At 65.2% G+C, this 18414-nt stretch carries 18 protein-coding genes; 13 read left to right on the top strand and 5 right to left on the bottom strand.

What is annotated here, in order from left to right; translation table 11 throughout:
• The first annotated feature begins 49 nt into the window (after nucleotides 1-49).
• The 3 genes from IE160_RS12605 (at nucleotide 50) to IE160_RS11270 (ending at nucleotide 1642) form a co-directional block, all read left to right on the top strand.
• Nucleotides 50-721 carry a ferritin family protein gene (locus IE160_RS12605; protein WP_224744479.1) on the top strand — a complete coding sequence of 224 codons (672 nt, stop codon included), beginning with the start codon at nucleotides 50-52 and terminating at the stop codon, nucleotides 719-721.
• A gap of 52 nt (nucleotides 722-773) precedes the next feature.
• Nucleotides 774-1259, top strand: coding sequence for a glutathione peroxidase (locus IE160_RS11275; protein WP_191151134.1), 486 nt, complete (start codon nucleotides 774-776; stop codon nucleotides 1257-1259).
• Between the two features lie 92 nt (nucleotides 1260-1351).
• A complete protein-coding gene (locus IE160_RS11270) occupies nucleotides 1352-1642 on the top strand; it encodes a hypothetical protein (RefSeq protein ID WP_191151133.1) in 291 nt (96 codons plus the stop codon).
• Nucleotides 1643-1699: 57 nt separating this feature from the next.
• Here IE160_RS11270 and aspS read toward each other — a convergent pair whose 3' ends face one another.
• Nucleotides 1700-3028 (bottom strand): aspartate--tRNA(Asn) ligase, encoded by a 1329-nt coding sequence (gene aspS, locus IE160_RS11265; RefSeq protein WP_191152052.1) that lies wholly within the window; start codon nucleotides 3026-3028, stop codon nucleotides 1700-1702.
• A 53-nt stretch (nucleotides 3029-3081) separates the two neighbouring features.
• Between aspS and IE160_RS11260 the strand changes: the two genes are divergently transcribed.
• The 6 genes from IE160_RS11260 to IE160_RS11235 all read left to right on the top strand — a co-directional run bounded on the left by IE160_RS11260 (nucleotide 3082) and on the right by IE160_RS11235 (nucleotide 9064).
• The gene (locus tag IE160_RS11260; RefSeq protein ID WP_191151132.1) at nucleotides 3082-3714 is read left to right on the top strand and encodes a histidine phosphatase family protein; all 633 of its coding nucleotides are present in this window, start codon (nucleotides 3082-3084) and stop codon (nucleotides 3712-3714) included.
• Entirely contained in the window at nucleotides 3711-4358 is a 648-nt protein-coding gene (locus IE160_RS11255) for a TlpA disulfide reductase family protein (RefSeq protein WP_224744478.1), read from the top strand. The genes IE160_RS11260 and IE160_RS11255 overlap by 4 nt, the downstream gene beginning before the upstream one ends.
• A 4-nt stretch (nucleotides 4359-4362) precedes the next feature.
• Nucleotides 4363-5103: a cytochrome c biogenesis CcdA family protein gene (locus tag IE160_RS11250; RefSeq protein WP_191151131.1), complete on the top strand. Its 741-nt coding sequence runs from the start codon at nucleotides 4363-4365 to the stop codon at nucleotides 5101-5103.
• A 121-nt stretch (nucleotides 5104-5224) separates the two neighbouring features.
• Nucleotides 5225-6700: a cytochrome c biogenesis protein ResB gene (gene resB, locus IE160_RS11245; protein ID WP_235923845.1), complete on the top strand. Its 1476-nt coding sequence runs from the start codon at nucleotides 5225-5227 to the stop codon at nucleotides 6698-6700.
• A 219-nt stretch (nucleotides 6701-6919) separates the two neighbouring features.
• Nucleotides 6920-8203 (top strand): Nramp family divalent metal transporter, encoded by a 1284-nt coding sequence (locus IE160_RS11240; RefSeq protein ID WP_191151130.1) that lies wholly within the window; start codon nucleotides 6920-6922, stop codon nucleotides 8201-8203.
• 129 nt (nucleotides 8204-8332) lie between these two features.
• Entirely contained in the window at nucleotides 8333-9064 is a 732-nt protein-coding gene (locus tag IE160_RS11235) for a ZIP family metal transporter (protein WP_191151129.1), read from the top strand.
• A gap of 18 nt (nucleotides 9065-9082) precedes the next feature.
• On the opposite strand, the gene IE160_RS11230 is transcribed toward IE160_RS11235, so the two are convergent.
• From IE160_RS11230 to IE160_RS11215, 4 genes are all read right to left on the bottom strand, one after another.
• Entirely contained in the window at nucleotides 9083-11329 is a 2247-nt protein-coding gene (locus IE160_RS11230; protein WP_191151128.1) for a heavy metal translocating P-type ATPase, read from the bottom strand.
• Nucleotides 11326-13338 (bottom strand): cytochrome c oxidase assembly protein, encoded by a 2013-nt coding sequence (locus tag IE160_RS11225; protein ID WP_191151127.1) that lies wholly within the window; start codon nucleotides 13336-13338, stop codon nucleotides 11326-11328. Before IE160_RS11225 ends, IE160_RS11230 begins: the two co-directional genes overlap by 4 nt.
• A gap of 140 nt (nucleotides 13339-13478) precedes the next feature.
• Nucleotides 13479-14731 (bottom strand): IS3 family transposase gene (locus IE160_RS11220; protein WP_179872076.1). Its coding sequence is split into 2 segments (ribosomal slippage): nucleotides 13479-14449 and nucleotides 14449-14731, totalling 1254 coding nucleotides; the frame shifts between segments, so codons are not numbered across the junction.
• Between the two features lie 48 nt (nucleotides 14732-14779).
• Entirely contained in the window at nucleotides 14780-15172 is a 393-nt protein-coding gene (locus tag IE160_RS11215; protein WP_191151126.1) for a vitamin K epoxide reductase family protein, read from the bottom strand.
• Between the two features lie 671 nt (nucleotides 15173-15843).
• Between IE160_RS11215 and IE160_RS11210 the strand changes: the two genes are divergently transcribed.
• The 4 genes from IE160_RS11210 to IE160_RS11195 all read left to right on the top strand — a co-directional run bounded on the left by IE160_RS11210 (nucleotide 15844) and on the right by IE160_RS11195 (nucleotide 18384).
• Nucleotides 15844-16653 (top strand): cation diffusion facilitator family transporter, encoded by an 810-nt coding sequence (locus IE160_RS11210; RefSeq protein ID WP_218925613.1) that lies wholly within the window; start codon nucleotides 15844-15846, stop codon nucleotides 16651-16653.
• Between the two features lie 29 nt (nucleotides 16654-16682).
• Nucleotides 16683-17141: an ArsR/SmtB family transcription factor gene (locus tag IE160_RS11205; protein ID WP_179872638.1), complete on the top strand. Its 459-nt coding sequence runs from the start codon at nucleotides 16683-16685 to the stop codon at nucleotides 17139-17141.
• 79 nt (nucleotides 17142-17220) lie between these two features.
• The gene (locus IE160_RS11200; protein ID WP_191151125.1) at nucleotides 17221-17604 is read left to right on the top strand and encodes a hypothetical protein; all 384 of its coding nucleotides are present in this window, start codon (nucleotides 17221-17223) and stop codon (nucleotides 17602-17604) included.
• Nucleotides 17605-17730: 126 nt separating this feature from the next.
• On the top strand, nucleotides 17731-18384 hold the full coding sequence (locus IE160_RS11195; RefSeq protein ID WP_191151124.1) for a DsbA family protein: 654 nt from the start codon (nucleotides 17731-17733) through the stop codon (nucleotides 18382-18384).
• Nucleotides 18385-18414 lie beyond the last annotated feature (30 nt).

Below are 18414 nucleotides of genomic sequence, written 5' to 3'. Positions count from 1 at the left end.
GCTCATACCCCCGGGGGTATTATGGGAACTCTCCGGGAAGGAGCTCACCATGAGGTTCGAACGCACTGCACGCCCTGTCCGCTTCGCCGTCGGGACGGGTGCCGTCGGGCTCGGCCTGGTGGTCGCCCTCACCGTCGCCGGCTGCGCACCCGCTCCCGAGGCTGTGCCTGCCCGCGATGCGACGCTCACGCCGGCAGACTCGAGCACGAGTGCCCCCGAAGTCGACCCGGGCATCGCTGTACCCACGGCGCCCGCCGCGACGGCCCTGCCCGCCGACGTCGACCCCGACAGTGATGCTGCCCTCGCGTGGGACGCCCTGATGTCGCCCGTCGGGGAGTACGCCGCCGCAGCGTCGTACCTCGCCGTGCTCGACCGGTTCGGCGAGGTCGAGCCGTACGCGACGATCCTCGAGGGCGAGCTGCGGCACATCGACGCGCTGACCCGCCAGCTGGACCGCGCCGGCATCGAGGTTCACGAGAACCCCTACATCGGGCAGGTCGTCGCACCGACCGACCTGCAGGTGGCGGCCGAAGCGTGGGCGGAGGGCGAGATCAGCAACGTCGCACTCTACGACGGGCTGCTCGCCCAGGCCGATGATGCGCGACTCGTGACGGTGCTGGGAAACCTGCGCCGGGCATCCCTCGAATCGCACCTGCCGCTGTTCGAGGCGGCGGCAGCCGCCGGGGGAACGCTCGACGAGATGCCGGCGCACACTCCGTAGCCGCAGAGCGGGTGCACCGTGTGCGCTCAGCAAACGCTCCTATCGTCGGGGCATGACCTCCCTCACGGATGCTCCGCTCACGATGCTCGACGGCCGCGAGACGACCTTCGCCGAGTTCGCCGACCACGTCGTGCTCGTCGTCAACGTGGCCTCACGCTGCGGGCTCGCGCCGCAGTACGAGCAGCTCGAAGACCTGCAGAAGCGTTACGCCGACCGCGGCTTCACGGTGCTCGGTGTGCCCTCGAACCAGTTTCTGCAGGAGCTCTCGAGCGAGGAGAAGATCGCCGAGTACTGCAGCACCACGTGGGGCGTCACCTTCCCCATGACCGAGAAGGCGAAGGTCAACGGCTCGAAGCGGCACCCGCTCTACACGCAGCTGGTCGAGACGCCCGATGGCGGCGGCAGGGCCGGGCCGATCATGTGGAACTTCGAGAAGTTCCTCGTGCTGCCGAGCGGCGAGGTGCACCGCTTCCGGCCGACCGTGAAGCCCGACGCGCCGGAGATCGTGCAGCTCATCGAGGCGAATCTGCCTCGCTGACAGGAGCGCTGCCGCGATCTGCGTCCGATCGCGGTCGGGAAATGCGGGATCTTTGGCGCTGCCCAGGGGGGGCGTACTGCGCCACGATCGTCGTGCGCAGCGCCGTCACCAAACTGGATGCTCTCGCCATCGTCGCCCTCGCCGTCGACGCGCCCGTGCGGCAGCAGCGCACCACGCGGCCCTCCGTCGAGCTCGCCCCCACGATCGACGGCCGCGGCGCGTGGGTCGAGATCGAGATTCCCAAGTTCGGCGAACCGCCGCCCCTCGCGATCGACGTCTACTCGACCGTGAGCGACGACCACGCGCGACTGCAGGCGCTCACGCTCATGGCGACGCTCGAGGGCTACACCGGGTGGAGCATCCGCCCCGACTTCGAGGTTTGAACGGCACCGAGGTCTGAACCGCGCCGAGGTCTGAACCGCGCCGAGAACTAAGCCGCCCTACGGCAGCAGGCGCGTCGGCCCGCGGAACAGGTACGTCGTCTCGCGGATCGACCCGAGGCCGAGCATGAGCATGAGCACGCGCGCGAGGCCCATGCCGAAGCCGCCGTGCGGGGGCACGCCGTAGCGGAAGAAGTCGAGGTAGAACTCGAGCTCCTCAGGCTCGATGCCCTTCTCCTTCGCCTGCTCGATGAGCACGTCCACGCGGTGCTCGCGCTGCGCTCCCGTGGAGATCTCGGTGCCGTTGTAGAGCAGGTCGTAGCTGTTCGTGATCGACCTGTCGCCCTCGCGGCGCATGTGGTAGAACGGCCGGATGCCGGTCGCGTAGTCGGTCACGAAGACGAAGTCGTGGCCGTGGTTCGCCTTCACCCACGCGCTCAGGCGGCGCTCGCCCTCGGGGTCGAGGTCGCCGTCCGTGCGGGGAATCTCGTAGCCGCCGTCGGCGACGATCTGCCGCGCCTCGGCGAGCGGGATGCGGGGGAACGGCAGCGAGGGAACGCTCAGCGACACCTCGAACGCGGCCTCGATCGCGGCACCGTGCTTCTCGACGACGGCAGTGAACGCCGACACCAAGGCCTGCTCATGCATCTGCATGACGTCCTCGTGCGAGTCGATCCAGCTGATCTCGGCGTCGATCGACGTGAACTCGGTCGCGTGGCGCGACGTGAAGGAGGGGTCGGCGCGGAACGCCGGCGCGATCTCGAAGACTGCACCGAAGCCGGCGGGCTGCGCCATCTGCTTGAAGAACTGCGGGCTCTGGGCGAGGTACGCCTTCGTCTCGAAGTACTCCATCTCGAACAGCTCCGCGCGCGACTCCGAGGCGCTCGCCATGAGCTTGGGCGTGTGCACCTCGATGTAGTCGCGCTCGACCCACCACGAGCGCAGCGCGTGCTCGAAGGTCGTCTGCACGCGGAAGAGCAGGTTCGCCTCGGGGCGGCGCAGGTCGAGGAACCGCCAGTCGAGGCGCTTGTCGAGGCTCGAATCCTCGGCGATGGGGGTCTCCGCGATCGCCTCGCTCACGACCTCGAGCGTGCCGACCTTGACCTCGAGCCCGCCGAGCTTGACGCGCTCGTCGTGCTTGAGCTCGCCCGTCACGCGCACCATCGTGCCGTGCGCGAGCGCGCCGATCGTCTCGGTGAGCGCGGCGGCAGCCTGCTGCTCGGCCGTCGCGCCATCCTCCAGGTCGCGAGTCGCAGGGTTCACCAGCTGCACCGCACCCGTCTCATCGCGCAGGATGACGAACTGCACCTTCTTCTGGTCGCGGACCGTCTCGACCCAGCCGGCCACCGTCACGGGGCCGTCGGGGAGCGGGCTGAGCTGGGATACCACGGTGCGAGTCACGAGGCACGAGTCTACCGGCGGGCCTGAAATACACTGGACGGATGCCTGCCGACGTCCTCCACCTCGTGCGGCACGGCGAGGTCCACAACCCCACCCGCGTGCTCTACGGGCGGCTGCCGGGGTTCCGGCTCAGCGAGCTCGGCCAGCGCATGGCCGAATCGGCCGTGGGGGCCCTGGCCGGGCATCCCGTCACCGCGCTGTACGCGTCGCCGTTGCAGCGCGTGCAGGAGTCGGCGGCGCCGTGGGCGGAGGCGTTCGGCCTCCAGGTGCACACCGAGGAGCGCCTCATCGAGCCGACCAACCGCTTCGAGGGCAAGCGCATGAACCGCCGCACGCTCGCCGACCCGCGGCACTGGCACCTGCTGCGCAACCCCCGCACGCCCAGTTGGGGCGAGCCCTTCTCCTCGATAGCGACGCGGATGCTCGCCGCCATGACCGATGCCCACGAGAGAACCGACTCGGGCGAGGCCGTCATGGTGAGCCACCAGCTACCGATCTGGATGGTGCATCGCGCCGCCGCCGGCGAGCCGCTCGCGCACGACCCGCGCAAGCGGCGCTGCGCGCTCTCGAGCATCACCTCCTTCGCCTGGCAGGGCGGCGCCTTCACTGAGATCGGCTATCAGGAACCGGGCGCAGAATTGCTGGAGAATGCCACCGATCTAGGAGCCGTGTGAGTACCCCAACACCCGCAGTTCGCCGCCCTGCGGCGCCGACCCGTCTCGCGCGCTGGCGCCGTGTCAGCGCGGCGATGCTTGCCGCCGTAGCGCTCGCCGTCACGGCATGCTCGGCCGCCGACCCGCTCGCGGAACAGTACCGCTCAGGAAGCGGGCAGGGATACATCTCGGGCGACGGCTCATACACCGTGATCGCGCCCGACGAGCGCGGTCAACCGATCACGTTCTCAGGCCTCACGGAGACGGGCGAAACTGTCTCGAGCAATGACTACCGTGGCGACGTTCTCGTCGTCAACTTCTGGTACGCGGCTTGTCCACCGTGCCGTGCTGAAGCGGCTGACCTCGAGGCGATCTGGCAGCAGTTCCAGCCTGACGGCGTCGACTTCCTCGGCGTCAACATTTACGACCAGGCCCCCACGGCGCTCGCCTTCGCCGATGAGTTCGGGGTCACTTACCCCTCGATCCTCGATGCCAACGATGGCTCGACACGCCTCGCCTTCGCCAGCCAGGTCGCGCCCAATGCCGTGCCGACGACGCTCGTGCTCGACCGCGAGGGCCGTGTGGCCGCGCGCATCACGGGCCTGCTGAGCGAACCCTCGACTCTGCGCGCGATGATCGCCGACACCCTCGCAGAGTCGGAGTGAGCGTATGAGCGTCGGCGAACTGGTGTTCAGCGGCTCGCTCTTGGTTGCCCTGCCCATCGCGCTACTCGCGGGTGTCATCGCATTCGTGTCGCCGTGCGTGTTGCCGCTCGTGCCCGGCTATCTTGCGTACGTGACCGGCTTCTCCCGGGCCGACCAACTGTCGAGCGACCGGGGTCGCGTGGTGCTCGGTGCTTCGTTCTTCGTGCTCGGGTTCACGGTCGTATTCGTGGGGTTCTCTCTGCTTTTCGCGACCGCTGGGCTCGTGCTGCAGACGCAACTCGACCTCATTACCCGGCTTGCGGGCGCGCTCGTGATCGTCATGGGCTTCGTCTTCATCGGCCAGGTGACTTTCCTACAGCGCACGGTGCGGCCGCGCTGGCAGATCGCGACAGGGCTGGGCGGGGCGCCGTTGCTCGGCATCGTCTTCGGGCTCGGCTGGGCGCCGTGCATGGGCCCGACGCTTGCGGCCGTCTATTCTCTCGCACTCACCGAGGGCGGGCTTGGCCGAGCGGCGCTCATCGGATTCGTGTACTGCTTGGGCCTCGGCATTCCGTTCTTGCTCGTCGCTATGGGCTTCGGCTGGATGACGCGTGCCACAGCGTGGCTCAAGCGTCACATTCGTGTCATCAACGTCATCGGCGGCGGAATTCTCATCGTCATCGGTCTCGCCATGGTGACGGGCCTGTGGCAGGTATTCGTCTCGAACCTGGGGGTGGTGATCAATGGAACCGTCACGCCCCTCTGACCATTACGACAGTAGACCACCGAGCACGAGTGTCGCGCAGCCCGCGCTCGGGGTGCGCGGCTGGATGCGCTTCGCCTGGCGACAACTCACGAGCATGCGAACTGCGCTCCTCCTCCTGCTCATGCTCTCCGTCGCTGCGATCCCCGGATCGCTCGTTCCGCAGCGCTCTGCAGACCCGAACGGTGTCGTGCAATTCGAGAGATCCAACCCGGAAGCATTCGCGATTCTGGACGCGTTGCAAGTCTTTGACACCTATACCTCGGTGTGGTTCTCGGCGATCTATCTGCTGCTGTTCATCTCGTTGATCGGCTGCATCATCCCGCGGGCACGCCACCATTGGCGTGCCTTGCGTTCTCGACCGCCAGGGACGCCAGGACGGTTGAGCCGTATGGTTGGCTTCACCGAACGGGTGGCCCCGCGGTCCACGGTCGAGACCGAGCTCGAGTCAGCGCACGCTCTCCTGCGACGTCAGCGCTACAGAGTCGAGCGGTACGGGGACTCTCTCTCCGCCGAGCGTGGCTACTGGCGCGAGACCGGCAATCTCGTCTTCCATGCGGCGCTCGTCGGCGTTCTGGCGACGGTGGGGTTCGCGGGCGGATTCGGCTACAACGGTCAGAGGGTCATCGTCGAAGGCCAGGCGTTCACCAATCAGCTGACGAGCTTTGACTCGTTCTCGCCCGGACGCTTTTTTGACGAATCGAGCTTGGACCCCTACTCAATCCGCCTAGAGGAGTTCGTGCCCGAGTATCAGCCTGATCCCACGACAGGGTTTCCTCAGGCGCTGGACTTCACTGCCTATGTGACGGTCGTCGAGGATGGGGAGACGGACTCCCGGCAGATCAAGGTGAACGAGCCGATCGATATCGATGGGGCGACTGCATACTTGTTGGGCAACGGGTTCGCGCCGTGGATCACCGTCTACGCCCCGGACGGTTCTCCCGTCTTCAGTCAGCCGGTGCCGTTTCTTCCCCAAGACTCGAATCTCACGAGCCTGGGAATTGTCAAGGTGCCGGACGGACTCGACCAGCAGCTCGGTATGCGCGGATTCTTCTACCCGTCGGCAGTCCAGCTCGAGAGCGGCGCCTTGAGTTCCGTGTACCCGGAACCGGATCGACCAGTTCTCACCTTCAACGCCTACGTCGGCGATCTTGGTTTGAACGAAGGCGTTCCTCGAAATGTCTACGCGCTCAACACCGACGGCCTCACGCAGATCACGGGTGGGGACACCGATGCGCCTCCCATCGTACTGGGTCTGGGGCAGACTGCCGAGTTGCCGGACGAGCTCGGCAGCGTCGAATTCACGAGCCTGCCGCGATTCGCCAGCATTGAAGTCCACCACGACCCCACCCAAGTCGGAGTGCTCGTCTCCACCATTCTCGTTGTCCTCGGTTTGCTCGTGAGCTTGTTCGTCCCCCGCCGACGCTTGTGGGTGGTCGCGACGGCTGACGGCGACGCAGTGCGTCTTCAGTATGCGGGCCTCGCTCGGGGGGAGGACCCGCAGCTGGAGCGCGCCGTCGCCGAGTTCGCTCATGCGCATGGGGGTGAATCGGGAGTCGCGCGACGCGACCGACGAGGCGGTGGTGCGGGCCGCTCCTGACCGCAACCGGTCTTGCACGGTAGACGGCAGACCCGTGGTGACGAGGTGCTTCAGGGCGTAGAATTTCGGTATGCCGAAAACCTGGACACTGGTTCATGACGCCTCCGGCATTGCTCCGATGTCGCGACACACGGGTGAGCCGTGAGGAGCGCACGACGTCGCGGCAACCGGCCCCACAACCCGGTGCGCAGGCGGCCCGCGCAGAGGTTGGTATTTCTGATGGGGCCGGCGTTCGTGGCCGGAGTCGCCTACCTCGATCCTGGGAATGTCGCGAGCAACATGACGGCTGGTGCGCAGTACGGCTACCTGCTCGTGTGGGTGGTCGTGCTCGGGAACCTCATGGCCTGGCTCATCCAGTACCTCTCTGCGAAGCTCGGGATCGTGACGGGTCGAAGCCTTCCCGATGTACTGGGAAGGCGCATTCGCAATCGGTGGTCGCGCCGGGCGTACTGGGTGCAGGCCGAACTCGTTGCGATGGCGACCGATATCGCCGAAGTGATCGGGGGCGCGGTCGCGCTCAATCTGCTCTTCGGAATTCCGCTCCTCTGGGGAGGTCTCATCACCGGTGCAGTCTCGATCGTGCTCCTCATCCTGCAGTCTCGATGCGGCCCGCGCCCGTTCGAGTTCGTGATCGTGGGCTTGCTGGTGATCATTGCTGTGGGGTTCACTGCAGGAGTCGTGGTGGCGCCTCCGGACATCACCTCGGCTATCTCCGGTCTCGAGCCGCGTTTCGCGGACTCCAACTCCGTTCTGCTCGCCACATCGATACTGGGTGCGACGATCATGCCGCATGCCATCTATGCCCACTCCTCGCTGAGCCGGGATCGTTTTGTCTCGCAGCGGCGGGACCAGGACGGTGGGTTCTCGACCTGGACCGCGCGTGGTGCCGCAGGCAGTCGGCGTGAGATCGACGACACGGAACCGCTACCGGGTACGTCGACCTCGATTCCGGCGAATGTGCTCCTCAGGGCCACGAGATGGGATGTCTCCGCAGCGATGGTCATCGCCGGGGCGGTCAACCTGTGCATCATGCTTCTCGCCGCGGCCACGCTGCCCGGTGTTGCGGGCACAGACAGCCTCGAGGGCGCGCATGCCGCGCTCGGTGTCGCGCTCGGGCCGATCATCGCGACGCTCTTCGCTGTGGGACTGCTCGCATCAGGGCTAGCGTCGACTGCAGTGGGCGCCTATGCCGGTGCGGAGATCATGAGTGGACTGCTACACATACGCGTACCGCTCGTTCTCAGAAGAATCGTCACGCTGGCGCCGGCCATCGCCATATTGTGGCTGGGCTTCGACCCCACTCAGTCGCTCGTCCTGAGCCAGGTGGTGCTCTCGTTCGGCATTCCCTTTGCGCTCATCCCGCTTGTCGCCCTCACCGCCAATTCCGCTCTTCTCGGCCCCTGGCGGAACCACTGGCTCACGACTGCTGCGGGCATCGTGGCATCCGTGCTCCTCATCGCTCTGAACGGTGTGCTGCTATGGCTCGTGTTCACCGGGGTATGAGGTCGCAGATGCACGCGTACTCAGGTAATTTTCGGTTGAGGCGACGACGGCGTCGCTGACTGGACATTTCCCTACATCGCTCGACGCTGTCGGTGGAAAAGGGCCGGAACCTTCGGCACACTTTGGTGCATGAACGACTTCCTGCTGGTTCTCGGTCTCGCGGCGCTTCCTGCCGTGGGGAACATTGTGGGGGGCCTTGCCGCAGAGGTCGTCGGAGTCTCCGGCCGACGCTTGAGTCTCGCCTTGCACTTCGCCACGGGGATCGTGCTCGCGGTGGTGGGCCTGGAACTCATGCGGGAAGCGTTACGCGCGTCGGCTCCGTGGATTCCGATTGCCGCCTTCGCCCTGGGCGGCCTCGGCTTCCTGGCAATCGAGAGGAGCCTCGCTTACGTCAAGCGGCGGTTTGGCTCAGGCGACGGGGACACGGGTCCTTCTGCGATCTTCGCAGGAGTCTCGATCGATCTCTTTAGCGACGGAGTCATGATCGGCACCGGCACGGTCATCAACCCCGCCCTCGGTCTGCTTCTCGCTCTGGGTCAGGTTCCCGCCGACATCCCGGAAGGGTTCGCGGCTGTCGCCACGCTGCGACGCGCCGGAGTCAGGCGCCGCACCCGACTGACTCTCTCCTTCAGCTTCGCCATCCCCGTGCTCATCGGCGCCGCTATCGGATACCTCGCGCTGAGGAGCGCCCCCGAGATCGTCACACTGTCGGTGCTCGCATTAACGGGCGGCGTGCTCACAAGCATGGCGGTGGAGGAGATGACCACGCAGGCCCACGAAGAGAGATCCAGTCGGCTCGAACCCCTCTTTCTCACGGCGGGTTTCGCCCTCTTCGCATTCATCTCAGCCTACGTTGGCTGAGGCGAGCTGGCTCTCGTGTTATTCGCTGATGCTCACGAAGTTGCGCAGGCGCATGCTGTTCGCGACGACGAGCACTGACGAGAGCGCCATGGCGGCTGCGGCGATGAGTGGATTGAGAAGTCCAGTAGCGGCGAGGGGAATCGCCGCCATGTTGTAGCCGAAAGCCCAGAAGAGATTTGTCCGAATAGTACCCAGAGTACGACGGGCAAGCCGAACAGCATCGGCGACCACTCGGAGGTCCTCTCGAATGAGGACAATGTCGGCAGAACGAATCGCGATGTCGCTGCCGTCGGCGACTGCCAGACCGAGATGGGCTGTCGCGAGTGCTGGTGCGTCATTAATCCCGTCGCCCACCATGGCGACGTGACGACCTGCCCTCTTCAGAGCGTTGATCACCTCTGCTTTCGACTCGGGCATCACTCCGGCTCGCACGTCGTCGATGCCGACCGCGGCCGCAACCCGTCGAACCGTCGTCTCGTGGTCGCCGCTCAGGAGGATGGTTCTCAGTCCGAGATCGCGCAGGCTTGCGATGGCGGCAACGGCGGAGTCCTTGAGTTCGTCGCCCAGCGCGAGGAATGCGACTATCCGGTCGGCACGGCCGAGGACAATTGCCGTGTCCCCGCGTTCGCGGATCACTGCGATCGTGCGCCGGTCGTCCTCCGTGAAGGCGACGCCGAACTCCTCGGCAAGACGGGGGCTGCCGATCACCGTGGTTGCACCTTCGATGTGCCCGGCCACGCCGAGGCCCGGCCGGATCTGCTCGTCGTCCACGCGGGGCAATTGCGAGACTCTCGAGAGGACAAATTCGCATATCGCGCGGGCAGCGGGGTGTTCGGAGCGGGACTCCAGGGCGCCGGCCCAGCGGAGCACATCTTCGCGATCCACCGCTCGCTTGGTCTGAAACTCAGTCACCTGCATGCGACCGGTGGTCACCGTGCCCGTCTTGTCGAGAACGACGGTATCCACACGACCGGACGCCTCGAGTGCGCTGATGCCTTTGATCAGGATGCCCATGTGGGCACCACGGCCCACACCCATGAGGAGCGCCGTCGGTGTGGCGAGTCCAAGCGCACAGGGGCAGGCGATGATGAGCACAGCAATGCCGATTCCGACTGCCTGCGTCACTGTGGCCCCCGCGACGATCCAGACCAAAGTGACGAGTACGGCAAGGCCGATCGTCGATGGCACGAACCAGGTGACGACTCGGTCGACCAGCGGTTGAATTCGAGCTTTGCTCTCTTGCGCTCGCTCCGCGAGTGCTGACATTTGCGCAAGTCGGGTGTGCTCGCCCACAGCCTTCGCCTCAATGAGAAGGTATCCGTCGGCACTGACGGCCCCGCCCATGACGGTGTCGCCCACGACCGCTTCCCGCGGTAGCGGCTCACCAGTCAGGACGCTCTCGTCGACGGCCGCGCGCCCTTCCCTAATGACGCCGTCCGCGGCGATCGACTCGCCTGGATGCACGGCGAATGTGTCACCAACGCGCAAATCGGCGGCGGAGACGAGCTCTTCGTCGGTTCCGCGGATCCGTCGCACTGTCATGGGAACCAGGGCACCGAGCGCATCGACGACTTCCCCGGCTTTGCGGCGCGAGCGTGTTTCGAAGTATCGACCGGCAAGCTGGAAGGTCGTGAGGCCCGCCGCGACATCGAGATAGATCGAGTCGGCTCCCGGCGGAGTTGGACCGAACCCCACCCAGTAGCCGCCGCCGTCCGGGCCGAACATGATGGTCGCAACCGCCCAGCCGAACGAGACCACTATCCCGAGGGTGACGAGGGTGTCCATGCTCGTCGATCCATGACGGAGATTCCGCACCGTAGCTCGGTGGAATGGCCACGCCGCCCACGTCACGATCGGAACGGCGAGCAGGATGCACACCAGTTCCCAGAAAGGGAACCGCAGGTTCGGGACGAGTGCAAGCGTAATGCTCAGGTCCATGAGCGGCACGGTGAGCAACGCCGATACCGCAAGGCGGCGGCGCAACGACGTGAGACGCGCCAGTGTGCTTCGCCTGGTCCAGTCGTCGTCGGCTTCTGTGCGAAGGTGGGCCCGATACCCTGCCTTCGCCACCGCCTCTGTTGCGTCGGCGATCCGTGCCCGCTCGATCCCCGTGACGGTTGCTCGCTCAGTCGCATAGTTCACCGTGGCGACGGCTCCGTCGAGTCGCGAGAGCGCCCTCTCCACCCGACCTGCGCAGGCAGCACATGTCATCCCCTCGATGTTGAGGTGCACGATCGAGGTCTCCTGGTTGATCGGCGTCGTCATGTGTCCTCCCGGGAGTCGGCGGATGCACGTCGGTTCGCGAGGCGCCGGAGCATTGCGTTGTACTCCTCAAAGTCGTCGTCGAGGCCGGAATCGAAGTGCCGGTCTTTACGCACGGCCTCGCGCTGATCTTGACGTGCCCACTGGATACCGAGGGCGATGATGACGATCAGGAGAGGCAGTTCGCCGCCGGCCCAGGCCACACCGCCGCCGACATATTGCGAGGCACTGAGGTCGGCCCAGGGTGCCCCGACCTGCCGGTAGAAGTCTTCGGCGATGAGTGTGGTGCTGGTCATGAGAATGACGCCGAAGAAGGCGTGGAACGGCATCGCAGCGAGAACGAATCCCAACCGGCCGAGGTGAGGCAAGGGGCGCGGAGGCCGGTCGACGCCGATGATGAGGGAGTAATAGAGATATCCGACGATGAGGAAGTGCAGATTCATCGCTTGGTGGCCCCAGTGGAACCGCATCGTTTCCTCGAACAGACCGGTGAAATACAGCCCGTAGTACGACCCGATGAACAGAACGAAGATGAGCAGAGGGTTGTAGAGCACTCGCAAGACCCGCCACTTGAGAACCGCGGCAAGCCACTCGTGCGGGCCTGCGGCTCCATGAGTCCCGGCTGGCGTGGTTGCACGCAGGAAGAGGGTGACGACGCCGCCCATGACCAGCAAGAGCGGCGCCAGCATGTTGAGGGCCATGTGCACCGTCATGTGCACGCCGAAGTCGATGCCCGAATACTTGCCCAGGCCCGAACTGGTGGCGACGACGACGACCACCCACCCCAGCACCCAGGAGACGGTGCGACCAAGCGGCCAGGCATGCCCGCGAGACCGAACTCGCTTCAAGGCCGCGAGGTACAAGATGACGGCCGAGACGGCGATGACTGCGAACAGGATGTTGGGCCGCCAGCTCGTCGCGAGCACGGACAAGGTTGGGGCCTCATCAATTGTGAAGCCGAAGAAAACCTCCGCGATCGTCGTGGGCACGAAGTACTGGGGCGGCGGGATACGTGTCATCACGACACCTACCAGTAGATAGGTCAGCGAGAGCGTCGTCCCGACGCACGAGAGGAGCGTCAGTTGGTGCCGCGATATGCGCCCGCGGCGCTCACCGATGACGGTGAACACGAAGAGGCACGCGAGACCCACGAGCAGACCCAAGCGTGTGAGGATCAAGGTCGCGGTAGCTGTTTGCCACGGGTCGGGGCCGACAAGTTTGAACGCCGCGAGCACGATTTCCGATCCAAGGACGAGTGGCCAGGCGAACCATGCCATGCGCACGAATCTGTCAAGGGTGCTCGGTCGGATCGCGCGCCCGGTGCACAGCCGCAGAGTAAGGACAGTGCTTGCCCCGAAGAGCGCCGCGCTGACGGGAACTCCGATGATCGCCGCATCCGACCCGAAGTCATGCGCGGGCCCGACCAGAACCTGGCCGACCACGACGGGTGCGAGCACAGCCAACATCGAGGCGAGCAGGGCTGGCAGCAAGGTCGTCCATCGTGAACCCAAGGCGAGGAGGAAGTAGCTGGCGGAGGCCAGAATGAAGGCGACGATCCACGCTCCAGGCAGGTACGAGCCTTGCACCAGGTACGGCAAAGCTCCGGGCAAGAGCAGCGTTTCGATCGTCTGTCCATTGGCATCCGCCGCATCGACCGGGATCAGCAGGAGCGCTGAACCGGCCCACACCAGAGCGGATGCTCGACCGACACGAACCTCGAAGTCATGGTCGAGGAGGCGACGCGACTGTCCTGGCACGGCACGCAGGAAGAGAGCGCAGACGAGGGCCCCGACCGTGAGCCACGAGGCTCCTTCGGTAACGACGCGCAGGATCGCCGATAGCAAGGACGTGAAGATTCCGGGGTAGCTTCGCGCGAGTGCGTCATATCCCGAGCTGCCCATGAGGACGACGGCCAGCGCGGGAACGCCGAGAGCCTGCACCGAGACTGCGGCGACGAAACCGGCGAGTACGCCGCGGTGCGGGCGTGCCGGGTTGAGCGAAGGGTGGTTCACGGTGCCCGCGTTCTTATCTGATTCGGCCTGGGTTTCGTGCCTATCCGGTTTCCTGTCCGGCGGTCGCCGGCAGGGGTGATTCTTGGTCAGCGTAGTAGGCCTGAATCCCCCCGGCGTGTTCGGAGAGCGTATTGCTGGTGTCAGCCCGCTTGTTCGAGGGGCTCGGTCAGAGCATATTCGAGCTGCTCCAGTTCGATCGGGGTGAGGTCATCGATCGAACTGTGGATGCGTTCGGTGTTAAACCACTGCACCCAGTCCGCGGTCGCGGCCTCGACCTGATCGACGTTTCGCCAGGGCCCTTCGTGATGGATCAACTCGGTCTTATAGAGTCCGATCTGGGACTCCGCGAGGGAGTTGTCGTAGGCGTCGCCGACGGATCCAACCGAGGGGTCGATGCCTTCCTCGATCAGGCGGTCGGTGAAGGCAATGGACGTATAGACGCTGCCGGCATCGGTGTGATGCGTCAGTCCGGCGAAGTCGGCGACGCCCTCGCGGCGCCTGGTCCAGAACGCCATCTCCAGGCAGTCGAGCACCAGCGGCGTCGTCATTCTCGTCGCCGCCCGCCAGCCCAGGATGCGGCGGGAGTGAACATCGAACACGAACGCGACGTAAACCCATCCGGACCACGACCACACGTAGGTGAAGTCAGCGACCCAGAGTTGGTTCGTGCGGAACCTGGCGAAATGCCGATCGACAAGGTCGGCAGGTCTGGTCTCGCGCGGGTCAGCATCGACCGGATTGGTGCGTTTCCCACGTCGCACGCCAGCGATGCCGAGCTCGCGCATGAGGCGCTCCACCGTGCAACGGGCAATGTCGTGGCCCTCGCGGCGCAGACGCAACCAGAGCTTCCGAGCGCCCAGCACGCGCCGTTGCCGCTGCCAGCAGCCCAGCACGATCGGCTTCCACCGCTCATCGGACACCTGCCGCGCTGAGGGTCGACGCTTGCGGGCGTCATAGTAGGTCGATGGGGCGATCTTCACCTCATGCTGGGTGAGCACGGCGCAGATCGACTCGACACCCCATCGCAGGCCACCATCATTGCGGTCCTTGTGGTCGGTGATGAACGCGACTATCGCTTCGCTGGCCGGTCGAGTTCGGCCGCGAAGAAAGCCGAAGCCGCCTTCAATATCTCGTTCGCCCGCCGCAACTCGGCGTTCTCTCGTTTGAGCTTCTTGATCTCCGCCTGCGCCTCGGTGGTCACCCCCGGCCGTTGGCCGACATCGACCTGCTGCCGCCGAATCCAGGTTCGGACCGTTTCGGGCGAGCCGATGCCGAGCATGCCGGCGACCGCGGTGATCGCGGCGTGCTCGCTGGGATAGTCAGGCCGCACCTCGGCGACCATGCGGACTGCGCGCTCACGAAGCTCGCGCGGATACTTGTTGGGTCGTGCCATGAGACTGATCCTTCCAAGGAATCGAGTCTCCGAACACGCCGGGGGGATTCAGATCACGAAAACGCTCTGTGCAAAGAGCCACGTGACAAATATCCACGCCCCGAGAACACCGGCTGTGAATACTTGCCAGTACCAGGCGCTGAAGCGCGCTCCCGCGAGCAGGCCCGCGGCGACGACGATTGGCGCAACGAAGCCCGCGACACCCAGAATCGGGTTCGGGAAGCCCAGCAGAGATGCCTGCCAGCGGTCGAAAAGAGCGCCGCACGTTACGAACGGACTGACGTCGCAACTGAGCGATACGGTCGGGTTCTGCAGGCTACGGATCCGCTCCACCAGCAGGGCAGCAGAGGCAAACCATCCGATCAGCCCCGAGGCAAGCAGGACGATCGCGAGCGTGACCGGCGACCGGCTGGCTGCAGTATCCGCTCGTTCATGGGTCATGCTCGCCTTTCATGACATGCGAGTCTGCGGCTCGCAATGGGGGGGGTCTGGAGCCACGCTACCTGAGCGGACGGCGTACTCATGATGGTCGCGAACGCGACCCGAATCAACCTACCCTGAGCGATCCACCGGCGTCGGAGGGGGTTGTTTTGCTCGAGCTGACCCGTGGTCACGGCCCGCAGTCCCTCCTGAGTTGTCCAGGAGCGACGACGGAGGGAGCCCTTCTGCAGTAGCAAGTGGCATGCCGCGATGGCCGCGACGTCTCGGTGGCACCGACTCGGACGATCGGCCTGGCCGCTCGCTCGCGCCCTTGAGTGCGTGGGGCCTTCCCGTGTCGACACGGCAAACACCCGTGACTGCGACGCAAGCTCCTGGTGACGTAGCGTCCGCAACCGACACCGCGCCACGCGACAAGGCCGAGACTGGCTCGCGGAACGGCCAGCGCCCAGCTACACCCTCGCGCCAGCGCTCGCCTGAACTGCGCTACGGTCGCCACCCATCCAGGCGTGCGGGCTTGTCTGTCACAAGAATGTCTGACATCATGTTCATATGATCAAAAAAACCGGTAGTTCGGCCGCCTAGTGGGGTCCGGGCACTCTCACGCACCTCTGACGGCCGGCGGTAGACACCGTCGACCTCTGATTATCGCTTTCTCGTTGACGGCGAGCTACATGGTGGTCGAGTTCGTGGTCGGAATCGCCGTGAATTCACTCGCATTGATCTCTGATGCTGCGCACATGGCGACGGATGTGATCGGGCTCGGGATGGCTCTCGCGGCCATCACCCTGGCGAATCGCCCGGCCACCCTCCAGCGCACGTTTGGGCTCTACCGGCTGGAGGTGCTCGCGGCGCTCGCCAACGGTGTTCTGCTCTTCGGCGTAGCTGGATACGTCATCGTCGAAGCGATCCAACGTTTCAGCGAGCCGCCTGACGTGCCTGGAGTGCCGCTCTTGGTCGTGTCGACCATCGGGCTGCTCATCAATATCGTGAGTTTCCGTCTCCTGATGGCTGGGTCTCGGGAAAGCCTCAACATCCGGGGAGCATACCTCGAGATCTTGGCGGATCTGCTCGGATCGGTCGGGGTCATCGCCGCGGCCGTCGTGTTGCTCACCACCGGATGGGCCTATGCGGATCCGATTATCGGTGTCTCTATCGGGCTCTTCATCCTGCCGCGCACATGGAGGCTGAGCAGGCAAGCGCTCAGGATCCTTCTGGAAGTGGCGCCGCCACATATCGACCTTCGCGACTTGCGCGCGGCGATACTCTCCATAGACGGGGTGGTCGATGTCCACGATCTCCATGTCTGGACAGTGACATCAGGATTGGAAGCTGCGAGCGGACACATCGTTGTGTCCCCGGAGCACGACTACCACGGCGTCCTCGACGAGGTGCTGATTGTCTTGCGGGACGAGTACAGCATCGACCACCCGACTATTCAGTGCGAACCGATGGCGTTCGAGGAGCCCCCTCGGGCCGTGTGAGCGAAGGAGTGCGGGGTATCATCAGAACCATGGAGGACATCGGTTCGAGGCGGCACCGCGAGGTGCCGCCCGGATCCGATCATTCCGATCACGCTGAGCAGGTGCGGGCAAAGATGCCACACACGCCGCATGTTTCCGACTTGGCCGACATATTCCGCCTTCTCGGTGATCCCGGGCGGGTACGCATACTGATCGCCCTGTTGCCGGGCCCCATGGCCGTGCACGATATCGCTCGCGTCGTAGACGCGAGCGAATCCTCGGTGTCGCATGCCCTCCGCCTGCTCCGCGCCCACCGCGTGGTCGGAGTCAAGCGAGAGGGTCGCCACGCGTACTACGCCCTGGCCGATTCGCACGTACGCGTGCTCCTCGAGTTGGGGCTGGAGCACGTGGGACACCTAGTGCTCCTGCACCCCGAGGATGAGCACGACGACCAGCTCGGTGCGCGATCCGACGGCGCGCGTCGGACGATCGAGAGTGGTGACCTCTAGCATGACGCAGGTCTCGTGGCGCCGAGATTGCGGAGTCGACGCTGCGCCTCGGCATCACGCCACAACCGCGAAAGTAGGAATGGCGATCGTCACACTCCTCCTCATCGCCGCGGCGATCCTTGTCGCCCATCACTCGCAAGCGACTCATGGCCCTGTCGAGCGATCCTTGTCATCCGACAGTGGTCAGGCGCTGCTCTTGACCGAGCTCGGGGCGCATGTCGACACGGCCGACGCGTCTGACGAAAACGAAGCCGCGTATCTCGTGGCAGGTGGCATGACCGTGATTGTCGGTTGCCTGGCGGGCCTGTTCATCCTGGGCGTTCGCGCGTGGTTCGGACGAGTCGAACTGTGCTTATCATCGACCGGTGACAGGGCCCTTGGGCCCACCGCATCGTCCGCGCCTCGGAGGATCATCGGCTGGCTCCGACCCGAACTCGCGGCTCTGTGCGTGAATCGCACGTAGGATCCGGCCCCGTCTGAGCTTCAGCGGTCGCTGAGCCCGCGCCATCGCACTCTCATCTCATTGCCGCGACGGCAAATGCCGTGTGCGCCCGCACACGTGCTCCACCATCTTTAGAGGAGAACAAATATGAACTCAAACGTCAGAGTCGCCATCATCTCGGGGGGCGTGATCGTGATCGCGGTGGTCGCGTTCATTCTCGTGGCCATAGCGCAGAACCAGCAGCCAGGCCCTGTTGCGGCGCCGACCCCCGCCCCTGCGCTGTCTGAGGACAGCCACATCTTGCAAGACGCGGGAGAAGACGCGGTGACGGTAGTCGAGTTCCTCGACTTCGAGTGCGAGGCCTGTGGTGCCTTCTACCCGGTCGTGGAGGGCCTCCGCGCCGCATATGCCGGAGAGGTGACCTTCGGGATTCGGTATTTTCCGCTTCCCAGCCACTACAACTCGAGGAACGCTGCAGTCGCCGTGGAAGCCGCCGCACAACAGGGGCAGCTGGAGGCGATGTACAGCCGTCTGTTCCAGACTCAGTCGGAGTGGGGTGAGGCGCAGGAGTCACGTGCCCCGCTCTTCCGACAGTTTGCCGAGGAGATAGGACTCGATATGGCCGACTATGACGCGGCGATCGCCGACCCTGCCACCCTTCAACGAGTCAAGTCAGACTACGACGAGGGAGTTTCGCTGGGAGTCTCCTCGACCCCTACCTTTTTCGTCAATGACCAGATGGTTCAAATGGACTCCTTTGACGACCTCCAGAATGCCATCGAAGCGGAACTCAACGGATGAGAGCGTCTCTGACGAAACGTCGACCGCGCT

Source organism: Chryseoglobus sp. 28M-23 (assembly GCF_014789785.1).
In the GTDB taxonomy this organism is placed as follows: domain Bacteria; phylum Actinomycetota; class Actinomycetes; order Actinomycetales; family Microbacteriaceae; genus Microcella; species Microcella indica.
The sequence above is the reverse complement of the archived record's forward strand: the minus strand, read 5'-3'. Positions and strand labels throughout refer to the sequence as shown.